The organism is Pseudoxanthomonas sp. LjRoot206 (assembly GCF_056175725.1).
In genome coordinates this window covers 910,847-930,468 of sequence record NZ_JBGFFI010000002.1, presented here as the reverse complement: position 1 = coordinate 930,468, position 19,622 = coordinate 910,847, and the positions used below count along the sequence as shown (strand labels likewise).

Sequence of the window (19,622 nt, the reverse complement as noted above, 5' to 3'; positions counted from 1 at the left end):
TACTAGGCGCCTTCCATGCAACGAAGATGGCCCGATGCCCGAGATCCTGGTGCTCTACTACAGCCGCGGTGGGTCCGTGGCGCGGCTGGCGCGGCAGATCGCACGCGGCGTGGGCGAAGTGGACGGCATGTCGGCGCGCCTGCGCACCGTGCCGCCGGTCGCCGCCGTAACCCAGCAGGCCGCGCCGCCGGTGCCCGAGGACGGCGCGCCCTACGTGGACCGGCAGGACCTGGCCGAGTGCAGTGGCCTGATCCTCGGCAGCCCCACCCGCTTCGGCAACATGGCCGCGCCGGTCAAGCACTTCATCGATGGCCTGGGCGCGGAATGGGCCAGCGGCACGCTGGTCGGCAAGCCGGCGGCGGTGTTCACCTCCACGGCCACCCAGCACGGCGGGCAGGAATCCACCCTGCTGTCGATGCAGGTGCCGCTGCTGCACCACGGCTGCGTGATCGTCGGCATTCCCTTCACCGAGCCGCAGCTCAGCAGCACGCGCACCGGCGGCACGCCTTACGGCGCCAGCCATGTGGCCGGCGGCGAGGACGACCCGCACCCCAGCGACGAGGAAGCCGCGCTCGCGCGCGCACTCGGCCGCCGCGTGGCCGATATCGCCCGCCGGCTGGAGACGCGCTGATGGACCGTTCGCGCCTGGTCCTCGCCGCGTTGCTGCAACTGCTGGCCATCCTGTACGCGTTGTGGTTCTACGGCGACCGCCAGTACACGCTGGCGCTGCTGGTCTTCAGCCTGCCGCCCATCGTGCTGATGATCGGCGTGATGGCGCGGCGGCGCACCGCGGCCTTCTGGGCCGGCGTGCTGGCGCTGTTCTGGTTCTCGCACGCGGTGATGGTGGCGTGGGCCGATCCGGTGAAGGCGAAGTTCGCCTGGGTCGGCATCGTGCTGTCCATCGGCATCGTGCTGGCGACCAGCTGGCCGGCGTTTGCCAAGCGGTTCGGCAGGAAGGGATGAGGCGTTTCGTCGCGGCACTGTTCCTGGGTCTGATCGCGCCATCCGCATGGGCACAGGATGCGGTGTGCGAACCGGTGGAGCCGGCGCGCGTGGAAAACCGCGACGGCAGCGTGCTGACCGTACGGACCGAATGCCCTTCGCCCGCACTGCGTCGCCACATCGTCGAGCTCGCGTGCGATGCCGCGCGTACCTGCGACCGCCTGGAGATCGACCAGGAGACGGCCTACACCCCCATGGGCAATGCCAGCCCGGTAGATCTGGACGGGGACGGCCTGCACGAGATCGAGATCCTTGGCGCGTGCGGCGCCGGGCCGAACTGCGAGGGCGATGTCTACCGGATCGACCCGGCCACGCGGACGCTGCAGCACTTCTTCAGCGGTGGCTATTACGAACTGCAATTCATCGACGGGTGGCTGGTGCAGGCCGGGCGCAGCAGCTGCTGCAGCTGGAACTACCTGATGTGGAAGCTGGATGCGGTGCGTTCGCTGCCGCTCGGTGACGGCAACCAGGACCTGCGGGCGCAGGTGGACGGCAGCGGCGCCACGTACGACGAAGACGGTCGCGGGGATGCGCAGTGCACGTTCCTGCGGGAAAGCGGCGATAATCGCCTGGTGGTCGCACCGCCTTCGCCGGGGCTGGAAGACATGATCTGCCGGCACTATGGCGAGGCGTACCGCCTGACACCCCCGGATACAACGCCAGGCGCGCCGTGAGCGCCGGCAGGAGCCTTGAGATGGATGAGCTGCTGATCGTCACCACCGGTGGCACGATCGACAAGATCTACTTCGACGACAAGTCCGATTACCAGATCGGCGATCCGCAGATCGGCATGATCCTGCGGGAGCTGGGGGTGACGTTCCGCTTCACGGTCATTCCGATCCTGCGCAAGGATTCGCTGCACATCACCGACGAGGACCGCGAGCTGGTCCGCGCGACCATCGCCGCGCAGTCGACGAAACATGTGCTGGTGACGCACGGCACGGACAGCATGGTGCAGACGGGCCATGTGCTGGCGTCCATCGCGGACAAGACCATCGTGATGACGGGCGCGCTCAGCCCGGCCCGCTTCCGCGGTTCGGACGCGGAGTTCAACATCGGCTGCGCCATCGGCGCGGTGCAGTCGCTGCCGACAGGCGTGTATATCGCCATGAACGGGCGGATCTGGGATCCGGCGAAGGTCAGGAAGAACGTGGCGGCGAACCGGTTCGAGGCGGTGTGACGCGCACGCTTTCTCGCTGCAATAACGACAAGGCCCGCTGATGCGGGCCTCTTCGTTACGGGCGAGGAAAATCTACTCTGGCCACATTCCTGTCTGTCTGCTCCAGCCAGGAGGGGCTCGCGGGTTCGTGCCCCACCTCGTGATCTGGCATACCTAGAATGCAGATCACATCGCGCAATCTGCACCCACACCTGACAACTGATTGGAGTCAGTTGTACGGCTTTGTCGGATTCGGATTGCCCGTCCTCGGCACCCAAACCCACGCGCATCCAGAGGACACGCACACCCACGTGAAGCATCCAGTCTCAGTGCAGACCGCACCCTCACCGGCCTTTGCCGGCGCCGGAGCGGTTGCACCGATGCTGCCAACCATCAACGTCACCGCCAACGTAAGAGCAAACTTTGCTTTCATAAGATCGTCCTTGTCTCGTGTTCGCACTCGTAGATAAGTGCGAAGGCAGTAGATATCTCAAAGTTCTACCTGTCAACACAGCTTCGCTGGTACATCAATGTACAAGCGAAGACCATAGGCTGGAGTGGCGCAGCGATACCCGACAACCCAAGCCCTCGCATTCACGGGAGGAATTGGCGTCAGCCCCTCATTCTTTTGCGGGATCGTGGTGACGTTCCGTTTCGCTGTCATCCATATCCTGCGCAAGGATTCGCTGCACATCAGCGACGAGAACCGCGAGCTGGTCGGCGCGATCATCGCGGCGCAGCACGCCTCCTCGCTGTAATAACGACAAGGCCCGCTGATGCGGGCCTTGTGCTTTACGGAAGCCTACGGCGGCGAGATGACATAGGCGCAGAGGTGTTCCGACGTCGGGACGGCCTTCGCACCCATGGCCTCGTAGAGCGAGATGGCCCGGTGATTGCTGGAACGCACATTGTTGACCACCAGCTCCAGGCACCCCTTGTCACGTGCCTTCTTCCGCAACCGCTCGATCACCATGCTGCCGTAGCCACGTGAGCGCTGCCTGGAATCGATCTCGATCTTCTCCAGCACAAAGCTCGCGCCGGGTTCGAACCAGCCATGGGCACGGCCTACCCGGCGACCATCCAGCCATGGCTCGACGACATAGTGCCGCCGCTGCTCGCTTTCTTCGAAGCGCCAGTCTGCTTTCAATTGGAGAGGGTTCGGTTTCAAAGATGGCCTACTTGGCTACTGTGGCCGCACGCCTGAGTCAGGCCGGACCGCTTGGCGGGCACGGCACAGGGAAACAGGGGTTGTAAAACGGGCGGGCAGAGTACCTTGTCCAAGCTGATCCGCGCGTGTATCGCCGCGCAGCCGAGGCATGCACTGGTCACGCAGGGTATGGACAGCATGGTGCAGACGGGCCACGTGCTGGCGTCCGTCGCGGACAACACCATCGTGATGGCCGGCGCCCTCAGCCCGGCCCGCTTCTGCGGCTCGGACGCGGCGTTCACCATCGGCTGCGCCATCGGCGCGGTTCATTCGCTGCCGTCGGGCGCGTACACCGGCATGAACGGACGGATCCGGGATCCGGCGAAGGCCAGGAAGATCGTGGCGGCGAATCGGCTCAAGGCGGCGTGAGGCCAAGCCGCTACCATCATCAGTAATGACAAGGGCCGCAGATGCGGGGCATTTTTTTGGAATTGTTCCCCACTCCTGGTGGAGAGCCATTTCGCTGGAGCTAGTGAGAACCCTCCCGCATCTTTCACCCGCATTCTCCAACACGCGCGACTATTCCGGAGCGCGCAACGAATGTGACTCAAGCATTTTTCGTTGACCCTTAACTGTGACACGAAAGAAAACGGGCGATCCGCACCGTGTCATTCCTCCCGCCTGGCTCGCGCAGGTTGTGGTCGGGATTCATGTCCGGGCCGGGTATCACAAAGGCCACCTTTGTCACCGACTCGCTGAGCAGGTGACAGCGGCACTCAAGCGGAGGATGATCCGGAGCCGCGCCAGTCTGGCGCCATGTGCGACGAAATCGTGACCACATGAAGCGGCCCATTACGCGGTCGGCGCACGAGCCTTGCGTGCCGATGCCCGTATCGAGACGTCCGCATCGATGCGGTTATGCAGCGAGAAGGCGGAACGAGTTTGGATGGACGGGTTGCCCGGCATGCGATGCCCTGCGGGTTTCATCTGTCGGTCCTTTCCAGGAACCGTTGAGATGACCACACGACGTGCCGTGCATCTTGCATTTGCGGTCGGACTGCTCGGCTACTGGACGGGCCTGACGGTGGGCGTCGACACGCGCTGGTTTACGCACGGAATCTACGTGGCGCTGATGGTGGCTGCCGTCGCGATGCTCCACCTGCGCGCGATCCTCAGACGGGAGGAGCGCGCGGCGTGGGCGCTGCTCGCATTGGGTTTCACGCCTTGGACGCTGGGCTGGGCACTGCATCTGGGCGGCGAAGTACTGGGAAATCCGTGGACCTCGCCGGGTCCCATCGACCTGTTCTGGATGTCACTGTACCCATTCGCGATGGCGGCACTGTTCCAGCTCGGTCGCCGGCTGAGCGGACTGGGGACCGCGCTGCTCACCGACATTCTGACGATCACGCTGGTGACCGCCGGCCTGGTCACCGCAGTGGCGCTTCCGCCCTTGCTGGCGACCGGAAGCCTGGGTGAACTGGGCCGTATCATCGTGGTGGCCTATCAGGTTGGCGACAGCATCCTGGCCGCGATCGCCGTCGTCGCCTTCGCGCTTGCCGGCAGGCAGGTTGGCGCCGCCTGGATGCTGCTGGCTGCCGCCATCCTTACGCTCGGCGTTGCCGATACCGCCTGGACGCTGGAAGCCGCCGCCACCGGGCCCGTGTCGGGCATGATCGGTTCCAACGCTCTCTATCCGCTGGCGCCGGCGTTGGCCGCAGCGGCGGCATGGCAACCATCCCACGATCGCGGCGCCAGTTTCATGGGCGCCGAGATGCGCATCCATGCGGCAGTCTTGATCGGGGTGCTGCTGGGCCTTGCGCTGCTTGCTGCGAATGGGTTCCGATTCCGGCGGTGTCGGTCGTGCTGGTGGCACTGGGCCTGGCGGCGGCGATGCACCGGATCTGGCATGCGCTGTTGAGGATCCTGCGCACCACGCGTTCGGCCGCACGCGAGCGTGAACTCGTCAGCGATGTGCGCCGCGCGCTCGCCGAAGGCGACCTCGACCTGCACTATCAGCCCTTGGTCGACCTGCGGACCGGCGCGGTACATGGCGTCGAAGCACTGCTTCGGTGGGGTGCGCGACGTCCGGATGAGTTCCTGCCGGCGGTGGAGCGCACCGATCTGATTCGCGCGATCACGGATTTCGTGCTGGATTGCGCACTCGACGACCTGGCGCGCTGGCGTGCCGCAGGCCACGAGATCGGCGTCTCCATCAACCTGGCCGCAGCGAATCTGGAGGAGATGGACCTGCCGGAACGCGTCGCTCACGCGTTGCTCCGCCACAGACTGCCAGGCCACCTGCTGACCCTGGAGATCACCGAAGGGGCCGCTCTGAGCACAGGCGCCACTCCCGACCGCGTGGTCGCCGCTCTGGATGCCGCGGGCGTGGCCTTCTCGATCGACGACTTCGGCACGGGACATTCCTCGCTGGTGCGCATCGCCCGCTTTCCGATCAAGGAGATCAAGATCGACCGCTCGTTCGTTGGCGACATGCAGCACGCCAAGCTGCCGATCGTCGCCACCAGCATCACGCTGGCCCGCAGCCTCGGGCTGCGCGTGGTCGCGGAGGGCGTCGAGGATGCCGGGACCATGGATCAGCTACGCAGCCTGGGATGTGACATCGGGCAAGGCTATTACTTCTCCAGACCCCTCACGCGGGACCAGTTGGAACGCTGGATGGAGGAGCCTGCAGGAGTTCGCGCCGGTACGGACAGAGTCTCGGATACGCGCCAGGCGCGTTAGCCCGGAGTACCTTTTACGATTGGCTCGGGCCGCCTGAAACTCCGGCCGGGCTACCTGCCAGCAAAAGCAAGGCCCGCTGATGCGGGCCTTGTGCTTCATGAAGCAGGTAATTGGTCTCTGACCCCTATTCTCTCGCGTTCAACATCGGCTGCGCCATCCGCGCGGTGCAGTCGCTGCTATCGGGCGCGTACATCGCCATGAACGGACAGATCTGGGATCCGAAGGTCAGGAATAACGTGGGGGCGAACCGGTTCGAGGCGGTTTGGCGCGCACGCTTTCTCGTGCCAGTAACGACAAGGCCCGCTGATGCGGGCCCTGTGCTTTACGAAGAAGGGAATTGGTCTCTGACCCCTATTCTGTCGACCCCTATTCTTGGGCATCAAGTTGCAGGTTCCGCTTCAGATAGAGATCCGTCCCCGTGGCGTGCTCGAGCGTCCACCCCAACAGCTCGCGGCCTGGGCCCAGGTAGAACGCGAATCGCCCATGCTTCTGCACCGAGTCGATCACGGAAACACGGACGGGCCCATGCGGGGAGGACATCGAACACGAGCGCGCCAGCGCGTAGTCGATACCTTGTCCGGACCAGTGCTCGGGCAGCGCTTCGTCCAGCCAAAGCACGAAGTAATCGGAGCTGATGCAATCTTTCGAGGGAGCGTCTCCGTGGCACTCGCGCAGCCTGAAGCCATCGCCTGCCACGCGCATGACGCGAGCGGCCAGATCGATCGATGCACTCATGCCGTCCTGACGGTCGATTCCGTCGAGAAAGTACAACCCGCCGGCGTCGCCCTCGGCCGCTACCGAATGGCCAGCTCCCAGCGCCGCAAGAAACACCAGCAACCGCGCCAGTCGTTGCGTTCGCATGCCATTCCCCTAGGTCATCGAGCGCACCATACCAAAAGTCCGGCATCCCGCCCGCCTGTGCCTCCTTGCCTCGCATGAAGGGAATCGCGAGCTCATCCCAATTCGCTCGCTATGCATCATCGTCGGCGTAGATCAGCGTCAGGTAGGTGCCGCACGACAGATGCCGCGCGCCATCCCAGGACATGCGCGAGCGCGTGTCGAATGAGCGCCTGCAATGGGGGCAGCGCGCCATTCCAGTCGACCGCAGCGCGGCTTCGAGTGTCCCGCGCTGCCGGGCCTCTGTTTCTCTTTTTTTCGCGCGCGACGTCTTCTCGTAGCTGCCGCTCGGCCAACCGGGTCGCGGCTTCCGCAAGCCTCCATTCGGAGCTGCAATGGTTGCAGTGCCAGGCCGGCGAAGACGCTTCGACCATGCGACCCGCCAGCCTGGTCCGGCCCGAGGCCAGTTCCTCACTGATCTTGCTTGGATCGATCAGCCCGTAGACCAGGCGGGCAACGTCCGCCGACCCGCAGGCCGGACAAACGGGTCGCTCCGCGGTGGCCGGTGCGGGAAGCTGGATTGCGCCAGGCGCGTTAGCCCGGAGTACCTTTTACGATTGACTCGCGCCGCCTGAAACTCCGGCCGGGCTACCCGTCAGCAAAGGCAAGGCCCGCTGATGCGGGCCTTGTGCTTCATGAAGCAGGTAATTGGTCTCTGACCCCTATTCTCAGATTCAGGACCATAGGCTGGGGTGAGCGAAGCGATGCCCAACAGCCTCACCCCTCCCCTGCACGGGACATCTCCTCCGGCGACACCGCCTAATCCCCCGATATGTCACCACGCCTAATGCACCGGTGGATCGAACTGTACGGCCAATCCGAGGCCCGCACCGTGTAGCCGTGCTTCACCGGATTTATATGCACATAGTCGATATGCCCACGAAGATCATCTTCGTCGGTGACGAGGTGTTCCCAGAAACGACGCTGCCAGATGCCGCGCTCGCCCTTCCTGAGCCGCGTAGTACGCACCCGCTTGGCCTTGGGAACTGCACGCGAAAAGCCAGCCTTGATCAGCATCCAGCGAGTGGCGCAATCGCCATCTCCGCAGGGAAGTGTCCAGACGGCATGTAGATGATCAGGCAAAACGACCCACGCGACGATATCGAACGGGTGCCGCTGCTTGACGATACGCACCGCACGACGAAGATCATCAATACGATCCACCAACACGGTACTCGAGCGATCGGCCAGATTGACCGTGAAGAAGTAGGTGCCGCCTTCCTGGCGGGTACGCCGATAGTCCATGGCCGCCTCGATTGTCGCGTGTGTTGGGCTTCGCTTCGCTCACCCCAACCTATGCATGTACAAGCACCCGCCACGTGCAGTCACACTTGCAGGGGACGTCGGCGTACACGCTGATCGATACCCAAGCAGCAGCAACCCTGACATTCCGAGCATGAGCTTCTCCGATCGAATCTTGAAGTAGTGCCACCATCTTGAGGGGCAAGCCAATAGCGGAATCTAGTTCTTATCGCTCCTACCTCTTTCGTGCCGCGCGATACTGCCCCTTGTCGCCGGCACGCGCCCCCCGCGGGTCCGCATTCGTGCAGATGAGGCCTCCACAGACAATGGCGTCGGAGGCGTAGAACGCCTGCACGACCGGCACGGCGTCCTCGTAGCGCTGGAGTTCTTCTTTCGTGGCGGCCAGCTCGCGGCCGTAGTAACCCACAACCATCCAACCGGCAACGAGCACCAGTACGAGGATTCCAGCGGCGGCGCCCAGCCACATCCACACCACTTTACCCGCAGTTCGCAACTGGGTGGACGCACCGGATACAGCGCGACCGTACTCCATCGCCACCGGCGATACAGCCTCCCGGGCGTCCTCCGCAATCCGGGTACCGGCCCCGTCGATGATGGCCGCAACGTCGCGACGGAACTGACCCACTTCCTGGCGCAACGCCTGCACCTGTTCACCTATGGCCATACTCATGCGCGCTTCGCGCTGGACCATCTCCGCGCGCAGCAGCATAAGCGCCTTGATGGCGTCCGCTGACGTTGCGGAGGGTGCCGTGTTGATGTCCTCCATGACAACTCCCTGCTCTGCATCCATGTGAGTGAGATCACCAAGCGCTTGCTAGCGTGCCATCTGCCGTTCCTGCGACTGGGTCTGCTCGGTGGCCTGCTGCTGTGAAAGCCACTGCTCGCCCTGCGCATTCGTGCGTCGACCCTCTTCCGATCGCGAAAACTCTAGCGCCGCTCGGTCGGCCGATCCGCTATCACCCGACATCACGGCAGCAAGATAACGATCTAACGAGGAATCACCGGAAGCCGCATCCAGCGGTTGCCGTTCGTATTGATCTTCAACCGGCACATTGCGCCCGTGATCGGGTACAGCCTGTCGAGGCACCATCCCCTGCTGATCGCCACGATTGACATCGTGAAACAGGCCACCTTCTGTCGACGTGAGAACGTACTGCCAGCGATCCTGATGGGGATTGGCTCGCGCAGCATTGTTGAAAGCGAGATAGTCCTCGGGATGAATCGTCTGGCAACCTGCGGAATCAGTGTTGCCGCGCGAGCCACTGTGAATCTTGAAGCTTGGATTCAGATCCTGTACTCCATTGACATCATTCTCGGTGAACCAGCCGTCGCCATTGCTGTCTCGCTGAACTCGGCGCGCGTCTCGCGGGGCTCTGCTTTGCTCTTCCGAAGGCCTGAATGCGTCTGTTGTGCGGGCTAACCGGGGATTGGCATGGTCAGCCGTCATCATCTCAATGGTGCCCTCGGCCAATCTACCCAAGTCATCTATGCCATCTCGATTGACGTCCTCGCCCTCCCCCCGACGCCACGCAACATCGGCGTACCGCGTGGCCTCACGCCCCGGGCGAGGCTGTGCATGCTCGTCATACTGAGCAGTCGGCTCAGTACTTGCGCGATCCGCTATGAATAGATGGCGCTCGCCACTCGCCTGCTTCCTTAGCACCAGGATCTGGTCGTCATAGATTCCAGTACCACGAGCTCCACTTTCACCCATCGAGGCTACTGTGGATGTCTCCTTACGCAACCCCAGCAGTACGCTCTCCTCGTTCTGCAAGGCGTCGATTGCCGCTTGACTTCCTCGCGTCTCCACCATGCTGGCGTAGACGTCAAATTTCTGCACACTGGTCAGGCCAACCAGTTCGTTGGGTTCGTCAATATCCCGCCCGTTGTAGTCCGGGATTCTGGGTGGTTGGCCAGCCTGCCCAAGGCGCTCTAGTACGGGAGCAAGGTCCGGCGCTTGCAACGCGCCGGAATGGCGGGCTTCGTCGATATCGCGTCGCGCACCTGCATACACGTAGCGATCCAGTGCTTCTTGTACAACCGGCCGCTCGCCCTCTCTCTCGCTCTCGAGTAGGCGCAATGCTTGAACATGCTGCCCTTGCCGCACCTGCTCGATCACTCGATCTGCGATAGCGCGGATATCAATATCCGTAGTATCAGTACGATGGGGGTTGGTCATCACTTACTCCTTTGATATGGCCGGACGCCTTCCTCATCGACGAACGGATCCTCATCGCCACCTCGCATTCGGCCACCTTCGCCACAGCCGCTGTCGGGCCGAAGCAGATTGCATCGCGGCAATGGCCACAGCGTTCTGGGTACACGCTGTCGAACCTCAAAGTTCTCACCGGTCCAGACAACGAACCCTAGATGCAGCGCACTTCCCAGCCGCCGCGTATCGGGCACCCAATCGGGCATGTCCACAGGATCATAATCGTGATCGTCTACCCCCCCGGGAAACGAAACATCCCTGAGAGATATGGTCCATCGCATGACCGGAACATAGTCCAGCTCACGGATATCCAGATAGGGTTTGAACGGCGCGGTCAGTGCCTGCTCGGCCGGCGTCATCGCAGGTGCCACGAGATACTCATTGGTGACCTCGTGCAGAGTGTCGAGGGTCGACCACTTGTAGAGACGCGTCTCGGCATGTGCTGCCTGACACGCCTTTGCTTCGACCAGATACTCGCCCTCCCTAGCCACAAGTGGATCGTCATCGATGCACTTGAAGGGACCTACCACCAGATAAACGGTATCCGCCGGAGTGGTCCCTTCGAACGAGCGCAGCAGGATGCCTTCCAGAATATCCACGCTCGCCATGAAATCCGGCCGTTGTCCACGCCCAGGCAGTGCAAGGTAAGGCTGGGGTCGACGAACCTGATCACTTCGAACCTCTGCAGGAAGAAAAATGTCCTCTTCTGGAATGGCGACCATCACTTCAGCAAGGTGCTTGGGAAGCAAGCCTAGGCATGCCCTGTTCAGTCCGCCGTATCGCGTCTCGCCGCTGTCATCATCCGGGTCTTCCGGACACCATTCCGCTCCCATTCCCTTCTCGATCGCATAGGGAATCCACGGGTGCGGAACCGTGCGCGGCGCGCCGGGAAGCATCGCGAGGTTCGACTCGATTCCTGAAGAATATGCGCCCCTTTCACTGGCTACTGTTTGGACGCCAGCCGCACAAGCGCTAAGAACGCCGATCATGGCGATACCGGCAAGAAGCTTTCCGTGCATGCCCAACCTCCTGTCGATCAATGCCTTCGCCCATCATGCAGGTCTTAGAACCCATGGGAGCAGGCGAGAAGCCAAACTTGCCACCCTGTCTACATGAGTCGCAGCGGGAATGCATTTACCTCAGCCGAGTCGGCACCACACATCGGCGCGATATCGCGGAATCCATGGAAATACTGATCACTGCTCGAATTGAGGTGCGTCAGACAAAAGTGACAAACAAGAAACCCCGGTCAAGGCCGGGGTTTCTTGTCACACATCCTGTGCGTTACCTCAGAGGGCAATCCTCAGAACGTGAGACCCCAGCTATTGATATAGCCGGTATCCGCCGCCGCACGGTCACGCACGCGCAGGCCCCACGAACCGTTGAGCGCTTCGCTCGACAGGTTCACCGTGAAAGTCTGGTTGATGTTGTCCGCGCTGCCGCCACTGCGGTTGTGCAGGTTGTAGACCGACCCGTCCGGTGCCACCAGGTCCACGATCAGGTCGCCCTTGTACGTGTGCACGATGTTCACCGCCACCTGCGCATTGCTCGGCGCATTACCCGTGCGGCCCGACACCGCGATCGTGCTGGTCACACCCGTCGTGTTGTTGTCCGGGATGTTGACGTCCGTCCCGTTGGTGTACGTCTGCGTACCGCCACCCGGCGGCGTACCGCCCTGCGCCGCCACGACCGCACCGTCGGCATTGGCGATGCCCGCACCGCAGCCACCCGAACACGTCCCCGGCAACGGCCGCGCCGTGTTCTTGATGATGGTCTCCACCTGCGCCGGCGTCAGCGGCGACGGCGCCGCCGCCTGCATCAGCGCGACCACGCCCGCCACGTGCGGCGCCGCCATGGACGTACCGTTGTATGACGCATAGCTGGCGCTGCCCGGCGTGGTGGTGCCGGTGTTGAGCGTGGACAGGATGCTCGCACCCGGCGCCGAGATGTCGATGCCCGTGCCGTAGTTGGAGAAGCTGGCACGCGAACCCGCCGACGTCGTCGCCGCCACCGCGATCACGTTGGGGCAGTTCGCCGGCACCGCCGTCGACACGTTGGCGTTGCTGTTGCCCGCCGCCACCACCACCGTGGTGCCGCGGCCGACCGCGCCGTTGATCGCGTTCTGGTACGTGGCCGAGCACGAACCGCCACCGCCCAGCGACATGTTGATCACTTCGGCCGGATTGGCATTGGCGGGAACGCCGCTGACCGTGCCGCCCGAGGCCCAGGTGATCGCATCGGCGATGTCGGAGGTCAGGCCGCCGCAACGGCCCAGCACGCGCACCGGCACCACCTTGGCGCCGAACGCGGTACCGGCCACGCCGGTGCTGTTGTTGGTGACCGCCGCGACCGTACCGGCCACGTGCGTGCCGTGCCAGCTGGAATTGCTCACCGGCGAACCGGCGTAGCACTCGCCCGCGACCGGGTTCCAGTCACCTTCGTCGTTCGGGTTGGAATCGCGGCCGTTGCCGTCGCGCGACACGAAGGTGTCGCTGATGAAGTCGTAGCCGGGCAGGATGTTCGCGTTGAGGTCGGCATGGTTGGTGATGCCGGTGTCGATCACCGCGACCACCACGCCTGCGCCGGTGGACTTGTCCCACGCCGGACGCACGTTGATGCCGGACGCGGTGGTGCCGAAGCCCCACTGCTCGGACAGGCGCGGGTCGTTCGGGGTCAGCACGGGATACATGCGCTGGTCGACTTCGACGTACTCCACGTTGGGATCGGCGGCGAGCTGGCGCATCAGCGACTCGGCTTCCACCCGGTCCAGCTTGCGGTCGGCGCGCACCACCTCCGCGCCACCGGCGGCGAGGCGACGCAGCTTCTGCAGGCCCAGCGCGCGCCCGCCGCGCTTGGCGACGCCGGTGCTGGCGGCGGTGCTCAGCGAGCGCTGCAGCTGCGTCGCATCGGAACTCTCCGTACTGCCGTCGCGGTACTTCACGATGAAGCGGTCGTAGCCACCGGGTTCTTCCACCTGCAAGCCGCTCATGTCGACGCGACCGGCCATCGCCGGCAGCGCATACAGCGATGCCAGCACGGCGGAGGACAGGCACAGCAGGCGTACACGCGAACCACGCTTTGCAATTCCAGACATCAGACTCTCCCTCAAGATGAAAAGAAAAGCCGCCAAAGCGGCAATAGCCCGGTCGGGGCGCATGGCAGATACGGGAGGGGGTAGGACGGGCTGTTGCGTTCGACCGGGTGCACGGCGTGCGATGCACGTCGCGTCTACGAAGCTAGCGGAGTGCGCGATGATGAATCAGCGATGAAGGACACACTTCATCGCATCATGTTTCAAACGTAATCATCGGAATACACGCATGAAGCGCTGGTCACCGGTAGACATCGCCGCGTAGATTCATTTACGTGGTGCGTGCGTGATGAGCGCGAATTTTTTATTCGCGCACGAGTGCATCGACGACGCAACCACGTGCGCGCTCCGTAGAAGGTGTGGCGACCAACAACCTCATCTGCCATGCGGCTCTTGCTATACGTCTCTGTGACTCGCCATGACGTTACTGAGCATGTATTGATGGCGCGACGGTGACGACATCGATAGATGAGGAGGCGAGATGAAGGGATTCAAGCTGGCGTGTGTGTTGGCCGCGACCCTCGCATGCATGGGATGTCGCGCGTCGACGCCGTCCAAGACGCCAGGGGGCGCCAAAGCAGGAAAGCACGTGGAGGCCGTTCCTCTGAACCAGTTACCGGGCGTTGTTACCGGCGTCTGGTATCCAGACGACGCGGATGGCGTCGCGAAGTGCGAAAGATATCGCGTGTTGTCGCCAGTCAGAAGCGGGCATGACCACGTCGATGTCGTGCCGGTAGGTAGCCTGGTGATAACCCCAAACCTGATCCACGCGGTCACCGAGTACGGCGAAGGGAACTTTTATGCGGTCGACCGTATCGACGCGGAGGATGCAGGGGTTTGGCGGGTCACCACACGACTGGGCATCGATTCGATGCCGGATGAGCCGTCAAGCGAAGATTCCGCCGTATCCCGACTCTCGCTGCGCGGGGGCAAGCTCCGGTGGCATCCGGCGGGGCAGCTCGAGACTTATTCACCGACGTACGCCAGATGCAATACGGCGAGCGATACCGGCGGGCAGTCCCCTTGACGTCCCGCAACATCAAGAGGGCTATTGCCGTTCGCCAACGCATGCGACCGCCAGGCGCGATACGGGCCGCCTTCGGCCCGTATCCACTGAAACCGCATCAGTCGCGCAGTTTCACCAGCCAGCCATGACGGTCCGGCAGGCGGCCGTACTGGATGTCGGTGAGTTCCTTGCGGATGCCCATCGTCACCTCACCGGCCGGCGCGCTCAGATCTCCCACTTCGAAGCCCTTGCCCTTGAGCTGGCCGATCGGCGTGATGACGGCGGCGGTACCGCAGGCGAACACTTCGACGATGTCGCCCGAAGCGACGCCCTGCTTCCATTCGTCGATGGCGATCCTGCGCTCCTCGACCGTGTGGCCGCGGTCGCGCGCGATCTGAAGGATGCTGTCGCGGGTGATGCCTTCCAGGATGCTGCCCGACAGTTCCGGGGTGACGATGCGGCCGTCCTTGTAGACCAGGAACACGTTCATGCCGCCCAGCTCTTCCAGGTACTTGCCTTCCACCGGATCGAGGAACAGCACCTGCGAGCAGCCCTGCGCCTGCGCTTCCTGCTGCGGCAGCAGCGAAGCCGCGTAGTTGCCGCCGCACTTGGCCGCGCCGGTGCCACCCTTGGCCGCGCGCGCATAGTCTTCGGACAGCCAGATCGCCACCGGCGACACACCCTTGGCGAAGTACGCCCCGGCCGGGCTGGCGATGACGTAGTAGCCGGCCTGCTGCGCGGCGCGCACGCCGAGGAAGGCCTCGGTGGCGATCATGAAGGGACGGAAGTACAGGCTGGTCTCCGGCGCCGACGGCACCCAGTCGCCATCGATGGCGACCAGCTGGCGCAGCGACTCGACGAACTCGTTGACCGGCAGCTGCGGCAGCGCCAGGCGCGCGGCGGAGCGCTGCAGGCGCGCGCCGTTGGACTCGGGACGGAAGGTCCAGATGGAGCCGTCGGCGTGGCGGTAGGCCTTGATGCCTTCGAAGATCTCCTGGCCGTAGTGCAGCACCGACGCGGCCGGGTCGAGCGAGAGCGGACCGTAGGCACGCACTTCGGCGTCGTGCCAGCCCTGCGCCTTGTCCCAGGTGATGGCGACCATGTGGTCGGTGAAGTGCAGGCCGAACCCGGGGCTGGCGAGGATGGCGTCGCGCTCGGCCGTGGTGCGGGCCTTGTCGGAGCGGTTCACGCGGTAGGTCAACGGGGCGGCGTTCATCACGTTCATCTCTTCCTTCCTGACGGGTTCTGCAAGGGGCGAGCCGGGGGCTCAGAGCATGCCGGTTTCCAGCTTGGCGGCTTCGGACATCATGTGGCGGCCCCACGGCGGGTCGAACACCAGGTCGACGTCGGCCTCGGCGATGGTGGGGATCATCTCCAGCTTGCTGCGCACGTCGTCGACCAGGATCTCGCCCATGCCGCAGCCGGGCGCGGTCAGCGTCATCTTGACCTCGACGCCGCGCTGGCCGTCGTCGCGCGTGCTGAGGTTGGCTTCGTACACCAGGCCCAGGTCGACGATGTTGAAGGGGATCTCGGGATCGAAGCAGGTGCGCAGCTGGTTCCACACCATCGCCTCGACTTCTTCGTCGCTGGCGTTGTCGGGCAGCGACAGCGGCTCGGTCGGCTCCTTGCCGATGGCATCGGCGTCCTTGCCGGCGATGCGCATCAGGTTGCCTTCCACGAAGACGGTGTAGCTGCCGCCCAGCGCCTGGGTGATGTAGCCGTAACTGCCGGCCGGCAAGGTGACGAGTTCGCCCTGCGGCACCAGCACGGCGGCGCAATCGCGGGAGAATTGGACGGGTTCGCTGCTGCGGGAGTACATGCCGGATCAGATGGGGACGCGCGTGGGGCGCTGCAAGACGGCCTATTGTAGCCCTCGCACCCCGGCGACCGCGTTCAGGCCGTATCCTTGACGGCCCTGCCGGAGTCTCCATGCCCCCCGCCCCGCGTCGCATCCCCCGTTGGCTGCTCCCCGTAATGCTCGTGCTGGCCAGCGCCTGCGTGCTGGTGATCTGGGTGGCGCTGTCGGTCTACCTGCAACGCCAGGCCGGCTGGATGGCGCTGCTGGCGGCGGCGGACGTGGTACTGGTGCTGCGGCTGGCTGGCATGCCGGCCGGCCCCCGCCGGGCGTGGCTCGGCGCAGGCACGACGCTGCTCATCTGCCTGCTGGCGCTGTGGGGCATCGCCGCGACCCAGGTCGGCTTCTCGATGGGCCTGGCGCCGTGGGACTCGATGACGAAGCTGGGCGCGGACTACGCGTGGACGCTGGTGACGCTGACCACCACGCCGCTGGACTGGGCCGCGCTGGCCATCGCACCGGTGCTGGCCGGCTGGGCGACGCGCTGACGCGGATCAGGCGAGGCCCTGCCCGCGCATGCACGCGGCGAACACCTGCACCGCCTGCTCGATCTCCGCCACCGACATGCTCGCGAAGCCCATCAGCAGGCCGGCCTGCGCGGGCACGCGCTGGTAGTACGGCGCGATCGGATAGAGATCCAGTCCCTTTTCGCGCGCCGCCAGGATCAGCGCACGGCCCTGCGCCTGGTCGGCCTTCCGCAGCCACGCGACCAAGTGCATGCCGGCGCGCGAGTCGGCGATGTGCAGCGCGTCGCCGAGTTCGCGCGCGAGCCCGTCCATCAGTGCGCTGCGCCGCTCGGCCAGTGCGCGCGCGGTGCGGCGCAGGTGGCGCTCGAAGCCGCCATCGCCCATGAAGTTGGCCAGCGCGGCCTGTTCGATCGCGGAACTGCCGAAATCGTCCTGCCACTTGGCGTTGAGGTAGTCGCGCTGCAGCCCCGGCGGCATCACCAGATAGCCCAGCCGCAGCGAGGGGAACAGCACCTTGGAAAAGGTGCCCACGTAGACGACGCGACCGTCGCGGTCGAGCGAGCGCAGCGCGGCCAGTGGTTGCGCGTCGTAGCGGAATTCGCCGTCGTAATCGTCCTCGAAGATCCAGCAGTCGTGGCGGCGCGCGTAGTCGAGCAGGGCAAGCCGCCGTTCCAGCGACATCACCACGCCCGACGGGAACTGGTGCGACGGCGTCACGCAGACCAGCTTGGGGGCCGGTAACGGCAGATGGTCCAGCCGCAGGCCTTGCGCATCCACGTCCACCGCGTCGACCTGCGCCCCGTGCATCTGCAGCACCTCGCGCATGGCGGTGTAGTGCGGCTCTTCCACCACCGCGCTCTCGCCGACGTCGAGCAGCACGCGCGCGCTCAGCGCCATCGCCTGCTGCGTGCCGGCGACGATCAGCACGTCCTCCGGTGCCGCCTGCACGCCGCGCCGCCGCGCGAGGTAATCGCAGACGGCGTCGCGCAGCGCGGGCAGTCCCTGCGTCATCGGATAGTTGGGCGCGGTGTAGGCGGCCGCGCGGGCCAGCTCGCGTGCCCAGGCGCTGGTCAGCGCCGGGTTGGTGTACGGCACGCCGTACGAGAATGCGTAGCGCATGCCCGGCGTGGGCCGGCCGGCCATGGTGGCGTGGTCGTGGTAGCGGCGGCCGCGGCGGGCGAACGCGGACTGCGGCGGACGCTCCGCCTGCGGGGAGGTGGCGGGGACTTCCGGGCGGACCGGCGGGGTGATGAAGCTGCCCGAGCCGACCCGGCCACGGACGAAGCCTTCCGCCCGCAGCTGTTCGTAAGCCGCCAGCACGGTGTTGCGCGACAGGCCCAGATCGCGCGCCAGTTGCCGGGTGGCCGGCAGGCGGCCGGCCCCGCCCAGGCGGCCGGCGAACAGGGCGACCTTCAGCGCCCGCGTCAGCTGGGCATGCAGCGGCCCCTGGCCGTCCATGTTCACGTGCACCCGGAGCTCCTCGCGTGGATTGGCCCTATTCCAGCCGACGGAATTGGACCTTGATAGTGCCACTTTTCCACGCCCTGATAGGGCCAATTCCGTCACCATGCGAGCCCTCTCCCATGACCGCTCCGTCGCTGGCCGCTGCCCGGGCATCCGGTGCCCCGACGCTCCCGTGGTGCCTGCTGGCCGGCGTCGTCGCCGGTCTGGCCGATCTCGGCGCCGCGATCCTGTACTGGTGGCTGGTCGATGGCGTGCCGGCGCTGCGCATTCCGCAGTCGATCGCGGCATGGGTGCTCGGCCGCGAGGCGTTCGCAGGCGGGATGACGACCGCCGTCGCCGGCACCGTGCTGTTCGTCGTGCTGACCTGGGGGCTGGTGCACCTGTACGCATCGCTGGCGACGGCATGGACACCGCTGCGACGCCATCCCGTCCGCGGTGGCCTGATGTATGGCGCGCTGGCGTACGTGGTGGTCTTCCATATCGCGGTGCCGCTGTTCGCCGTGGACGGCGTGGCGCCGACACGCCCGGACGGCATCGCCTTCGGCGTGTTCGCCTGCGCGGTGCTGGTCGGCCTGCCTTGTGCGTGGGCCGCGCGTCGCCTGCGCACGTGAGGCGATCGCGCGCGATGGCTCCCGATCGCACGACGCAGAATGGACCTGTGCAGGCACTCGACCACCGGTTCCAATGACGCCGCTTCCTCCGCCGACGATCGCACCGCCATGAACGCACGCGCGCCCTCCCCCATGTTTCTCCGCGCCGTGCTGCTGGGCGGTGCGGTCGCCGGCACGCTGGATATCCTGTACGCCTTCGCTTTCTGGGGCGTGCAGGGCATCGCGCCGGTGAAGATCCTGCAGTCGGTGGCCGCAGGGTGGCTGGGGCGCGAGGCCTTCACCGGCGGCGCGGCCTCGGCGCTGCTCGGCGCGGTCTCGCACTACGGCATCGCGCTGGTCATGGCGTGGACGTTCTACCAGGCCGCGCGCCGCGTGCCGGTGCTCGCACGCCATCCGTTCCGTTACGGCGCGCTCTATGGCGTGCTGCTGTACGCGGTGATGACCTACGTGGTGGTGCCGCTGTCGGCCGCCGGCAAGGGTGGATGGCCGGCGTGGCAGTGGCAGCAGCTCGCGCACGTCGTCGCGCATGCGGTCCTGGTCGGCATCCCCTGCGCGCTTGCCGCGCGTCGGGCGCTCGCGCGCCACGACTGAGTCGTCCGGTGCCGCGCACGCCTGCACGGCGTGCGTCGACATCACGGATCCACCTCGACCATCGCGCTGCCGCATCGCACTGCTCCGCGTCGTCCCCGACCTCACGCTAGGCGCG

The 19,622-nt window shown here is 65.2% G+C and carries 20 protein-coding genes and 3 pseudogenes; 13 read left to right on the top strand and 10 right to left on the bottom strand.

Annotated features, from left to right (window positions below):
- Positions 1-34: 34 nt before the first annotated feature.
- From wrbA to AC04MD_RS09040, 5 genes and pseudogenes are all read left to right on the top strand, one after another.
- On the top strand, positions 35-631 hold the full coding sequence (gene wrbA / locus AC04MD_RS09060) for an NAD(P)H:quinone oxidoreductase (protein WP_475496934.1): 597 nt from the start codon (positions 35-37) through the stop codon (positions 629-631).
- Positions 631-963 (top strand): DUF2069 domain-containing protein, encoded by a 333-nt coding sequence (locus tag AC04MD_RS09055; RefSeq protein WP_475496933.1) that lies wholly within the window; start codon positions 631-633, stop codon positions 961-963. The genes wrbA and AC04MD_RS09055 overlap by 1 nt, the downstream gene beginning before the upstream one ends.
- On the top strand, positions 960-1,676 hold the full coding sequence (locus tag AC04MD_RS09050) for a hypothetical protein (RefSeq protein WP_475496932.1): 717 nt from the start codon (positions 960-962) through the stop codon (positions 1,674-1,676). Before AC04MD_RS09055 ends, AC04MD_RS09050 begins: the two co-directional genes overlap by 4 nt.
- 20 nt (positions 1,677-1,696) lie before the next feature.
- Positions 1,697-2,182, top strand: a complete 486-nt coding sequence (locus AC04MD_RS09045; protein ID WP_475496931.1) for an asparaginase domain-containing protein — start codon at positions 1,697-1,699, stop codon at positions 2,180-2,182.
- Between the two features lie 620 nt (positions 2,183-2,802).
- Positions 2,803-2,901 (top strand): annotated as a pseudogene (locus AC04MD_RS09040) (asparaginase domain-containing protein); the annotation flags it as partial.
- A gap of 62 nt (positions 2,902-2,963) precedes the next feature.
- Here the strand turns inward: AC04MD_RS09040 and AC04MD_RS09035 are convergent.
- Positions 2,964-3,308: a GNAT family N-acetyltransferase gene (locus AC04MD_RS09035; RefSeq protein ID WP_475496929.1), complete on the bottom strand. Its 345-nt coding sequence runs from the start codon at positions 3,306-3,308 to the stop codon at positions 2,964-2,966.
- Positions 3,309-3,440: 132 nt separating this feature from the next.
- Between AC04MD_RS09035 and AC04MD_RS09030 the strand changes: the two are divergent.
- From AC04MD_RS09030 to AC04MD_RS09015, 4 genes and pseudogenes are all read left to right on the top strand, one after another.
- Positions 3,441-3,737, top strand: a pseudogene (locus AC04MD_RS09030) (asparaginase domain-containing protein); the annotation flags it as partial.
- A gap of 586 nt (positions 3,738-4,323) precedes the next feature.
- Complete coding sequence (locus AC04MD_RS09025; RefSeq protein WP_475496928.1) at positions 4,324-5,226, top strand: hypothetical protein; 903 nt, start codon at positions 4,324-4,326, stop codon at positions 5,224-5,226.
- On the top strand, positions 5,160-6,050 hold the full coding sequence (locus AC04MD_RS09020) for an EAL domain-containing protein (protein WP_475496927.1): 891 nt from the start codon (positions 5,160-5,162) through the stop codon (positions 6,048-6,050). The genes AC04MD_RS09025 and AC04MD_RS09020 overlap by 67 nt, the downstream gene beginning before the upstream one ends.
- Positions 6,051-6,187: 137 nt before the next feature.
- Positions 6,188-6,313 (top strand): annotated as a pseudogene (locus AC04MD_RS09015) (asparaginase domain-containing protein); the annotation flags it as partial.
- A gap of 103 nt (positions 6,314-6,416) precedes the next feature.
- Here the strand turns inward: AC04MD_RS09015 and AC04MD_RS09010 are convergent.
- From AC04MD_RS09010 to AC04MD_RS08985, 6 genes are all read right to left on the bottom strand, one after another.
- A complete protein-coding gene (locus AC04MD_RS09010; RefSeq protein WP_475496987.1) occupies positions 6,417-6,911 on the bottom strand; it encodes a hypothetical protein in 495 nt (164 codons plus the stop codon).
- Between the two features lie 795 nt (positions 6,912-7,706).
- Positions 7,707-8,192: an REP-associated tyrosine transposase gene (locus AC04MD_RS09005; RefSeq protein WP_475496926.1), complete on the bottom strand. Its 486-nt coding sequence runs from the start codon at positions 8,190-8,192 to the stop codon at positions 7,707-7,709.
- Positions 8,193-8,424: 232 nt separating this feature from the next.
- A complete protein-coding gene (locus AC04MD_RS09000) occupies positions 8,425-8,976 on the bottom strand; it encodes a hypothetical protein (protein ID WP_475496925.1) in 552 nt (183 codons plus the stop codon).
- A 48-nt stretch (positions 8,977-9,024) separates the two neighbouring features.
- On the bottom strand, positions 9,025-10,389 hold the full coding sequence (locus AC04MD_RS08995; protein WP_475496924.1) for a hypothetical protein: 1,365 nt from the start codon (positions 10,387-10,389) through the stop codon (positions 9,025-9,027).
- A complete protein-coding gene (locus tag AC04MD_RS08990) occupies positions 10,389-11,441 on the bottom strand; it encodes a hypothetical protein (RefSeq protein ID WP_475496923.1) in 1,053 nt (350 codons plus the stop codon). The genes AC04MD_RS08995 and AC04MD_RS08990 overlap by 1 nt, the downstream gene beginning before the upstream one ends.
- 284 nt (positions 11,442-11,725) lie before the next feature.
- Positions 11,726-13,516 carry a S8 family peptidase gene (locus AC04MD_RS08985; RefSeq protein WP_475496922.1) on the bottom strand — a complete coding sequence of 597 codons (1,791 nt, stop codon included), beginning with the start codon at positions 13,514-13,516 and terminating at the stop codon, positions 11,726-11,728.
- Between the two features lie 478 nt (positions 13,517-13,994).
- On the opposite strand from AC04MD_RS08985, the gene AC04MD_RS08980 reads away from it, so the two are divergent.
- Positions 13,995-14,540 (top strand): hypothetical protein, encoded by a 546-nt coding sequence (locus tag AC04MD_RS08980; RefSeq protein WP_475496921.1) that lies wholly within the window; start codon positions 13,995-13,997, stop codon positions 14,538-14,540.
- A 97-nt stretch (positions 14,541-14,637) separates the two neighbouring features.
- Here AC04MD_RS08980 and AC04MD_RS08975 read toward each other — a convergent pair whose 3' ends face one another.
- Both AC04MD_RS08975 and sufT read right to left on the bottom strand, forming a co-directional pair.
- Entirely contained in the window at positions 14,638-15,735 is a 1,098-nt protein-coding gene (locus AC04MD_RS08975; RefSeq protein ID WP_475496986.1) for a branched-chain amino acid aminotransferase, read from the bottom strand.
- A 51-nt stretch (positions 15,736-15,786) separates the two neighbouring features.
- Entirely contained in the window at positions 15,787-16,338 is a 552-nt protein-coding gene (gene sufT, locus AC04MD_RS08970; RefSeq protein ID WP_475496920.1) for a putative Fe-S cluster assembly protein SufT, read from the bottom strand.
- A gap of 110 nt (positions 16,339-16,448) precedes the next feature.
- On the opposite strand from sufT, the gene AC04MD_RS08965 reads away from it, so the two are divergent.
- Complete coding sequence (locus tag AC04MD_RS08965) at positions 16,449-16,862, top strand: hypothetical protein (RefSeq protein ID WP_475496919.1); 414 nt, start codon at positions 16,449-16,451, stop codon at positions 16,860-16,862.
- Between the two features lie 6 nt (positions 16,863-16,868).
- On the opposite strand, the gene pdxR is transcribed toward AC04MD_RS08965, so the two are convergent.
- Positions 16,869-18,311: a MocR-like pyridoxine biosynthesis transcription factor PdxR gene (gene pdxR, locus AC04MD_RS08960; RefSeq protein WP_475496918.1), complete on the bottom strand. Its 1,443-nt coding sequence runs from the start codon at positions 18,309-18,311 to the stop codon at positions 16,869-16,871.
- 113 nt (positions 18,312-18,424) lie between these two features.
- On the opposite strand from pdxR, the gene AC04MD_RS08955 reads away from it, so the two are divergent.
- Complete coding sequence (locus tag AC04MD_RS08955) at positions 18,425-18,916, top strand: hypothetical protein (protein ID WP_475496917.1); 492 nt, start codon at positions 18,425-18,427, stop codon at positions 18,914-18,916.
- A 108-nt stretch (positions 18,917-19,024) separates the two neighbouring features.
- On the top strand, positions 19,025-19,507 hold the full coding sequence (locus AC04MD_RS08950) for a hypothetical protein (protein ID WP_475496916.1): 483 nt from the start codon (positions 19,025-19,027) through the stop codon (positions 19,505-19,507).
- Positions 19,508-19,622: the final 115 nt, after the last annotated feature.

Coding starts and splice junctions, on each gene's coding strand:
- wrbA (WP_475496934.1), top strand. CDS start 35: ATGCCCGAGATCCTGGTGCTCTACTACAGCCGCGGTGGGTCCGTGGCG.
- AC04MD_RS09055 (WP_475496933.1), top strand. CDS start 631: ATGGACCGTTCGCGCCTGGTCCTCGCCGCGTTGCTGCAACTGCTGGCC.
- AC04MD_RS09050 (WP_475496932.1), top strand. CDS start 960: ATGAGGCGTTTCGTCGCGGCACTGTTCCTGGGTCTGATCGCGCCATCC.
- AC04MD_RS09045 (WP_475496931.1), top strand. CDS start 1,697: ATGGATGAGCTGCTGATCGTCACCACCGGTGGCACGATCGACAAGATC.
- AC04MD_RS09025 (WP_475496928.1), top strand. CDS start 4,324: ATGACCACACGACGTGCCGTGCATCTTGCATTTGCGGTCGGACTGCTC.
- AC04MD_RS09010 (WP_475496987.1), bottom strand. CDS start 6,911: ATGCGAACGCAACGACTGGCGCGGTTGCTGGTGTTTCTTGCGGCGCTG.
- AC04MD_RS09005 (WP_475496926.1), bottom strand. CDS start 8,192: ATGGACTATCGGCGTACCCGCCAGGAAGGCGGCACCTACTTCTTCACG.
- AC04MD_RS09000 (WP_475496925.1), bottom strand. CDS start 8,976: ATGGAGGACATCAACACGGCACCCTCCGCAACGTCAGCGGACGCCATC.
- AC04MD_RS08995 (WP_475496924.1), bottom strand. CDS start 10,389: ATGACCAACCCCCATCGTACTGATACTACGGATATTGATATCCGCGCT.
- AC04MD_RS08990 (WP_475496923.1), bottom strand. CDS start 11,441: ATGCACGGAAAGCTTCTTGCCGGTATCGCCATGATCGGCGTTCTTAGC.
- AC04MD_RS08985 (WP_475496922.1), bottom strand. CDS start 13,516: ATGTCTGGAATTGCAAAGCGTGGTTCGCGTGTACGCCTGCTGTGCCTG.
- AC04MD_RS08980 (WP_475496921.1), top strand. CDS start 13,995: ATGAAGGGATTCAAGCTGGCGTGTGTGTTGGCCGCGACCCTCGCATGC.
- AC04MD_RS08975 (WP_475496986.1), bottom strand. CDS start 15,735: ATGAACGCCGCCCCGTTGACCTACCGCGTGAACCGCTCCGACAAGGCC.
- sufT (WP_475496920.1), bottom strand. CDS start 16,338: ATGTACTCCCGCAGCAGCGAACCCGTCCAATTCTCCCGCGATTGCGCC.
- AC04MD_RS08965 (WP_475496919.1), top strand. CDS start 16,449: ATGCCCCCCGCCCCGCGTCGCATCCCCCGTTGGCTGCTCCCCGTAATG.
- AC04MD_RS08955 (WP_475496917.1), top strand. CDS start 18,425: ATGACCGCTCCGTCGCTGGCCGCTGCCCGGGCATCCGGTGCCCCGACG.
- AC04MD_RS08950 (WP_475496916.1), top strand. CDS start 19,025: ATGAACGCACGCGCGCCCTCCCCCATGTTTCTCCGCGCCGTGCTGCTG.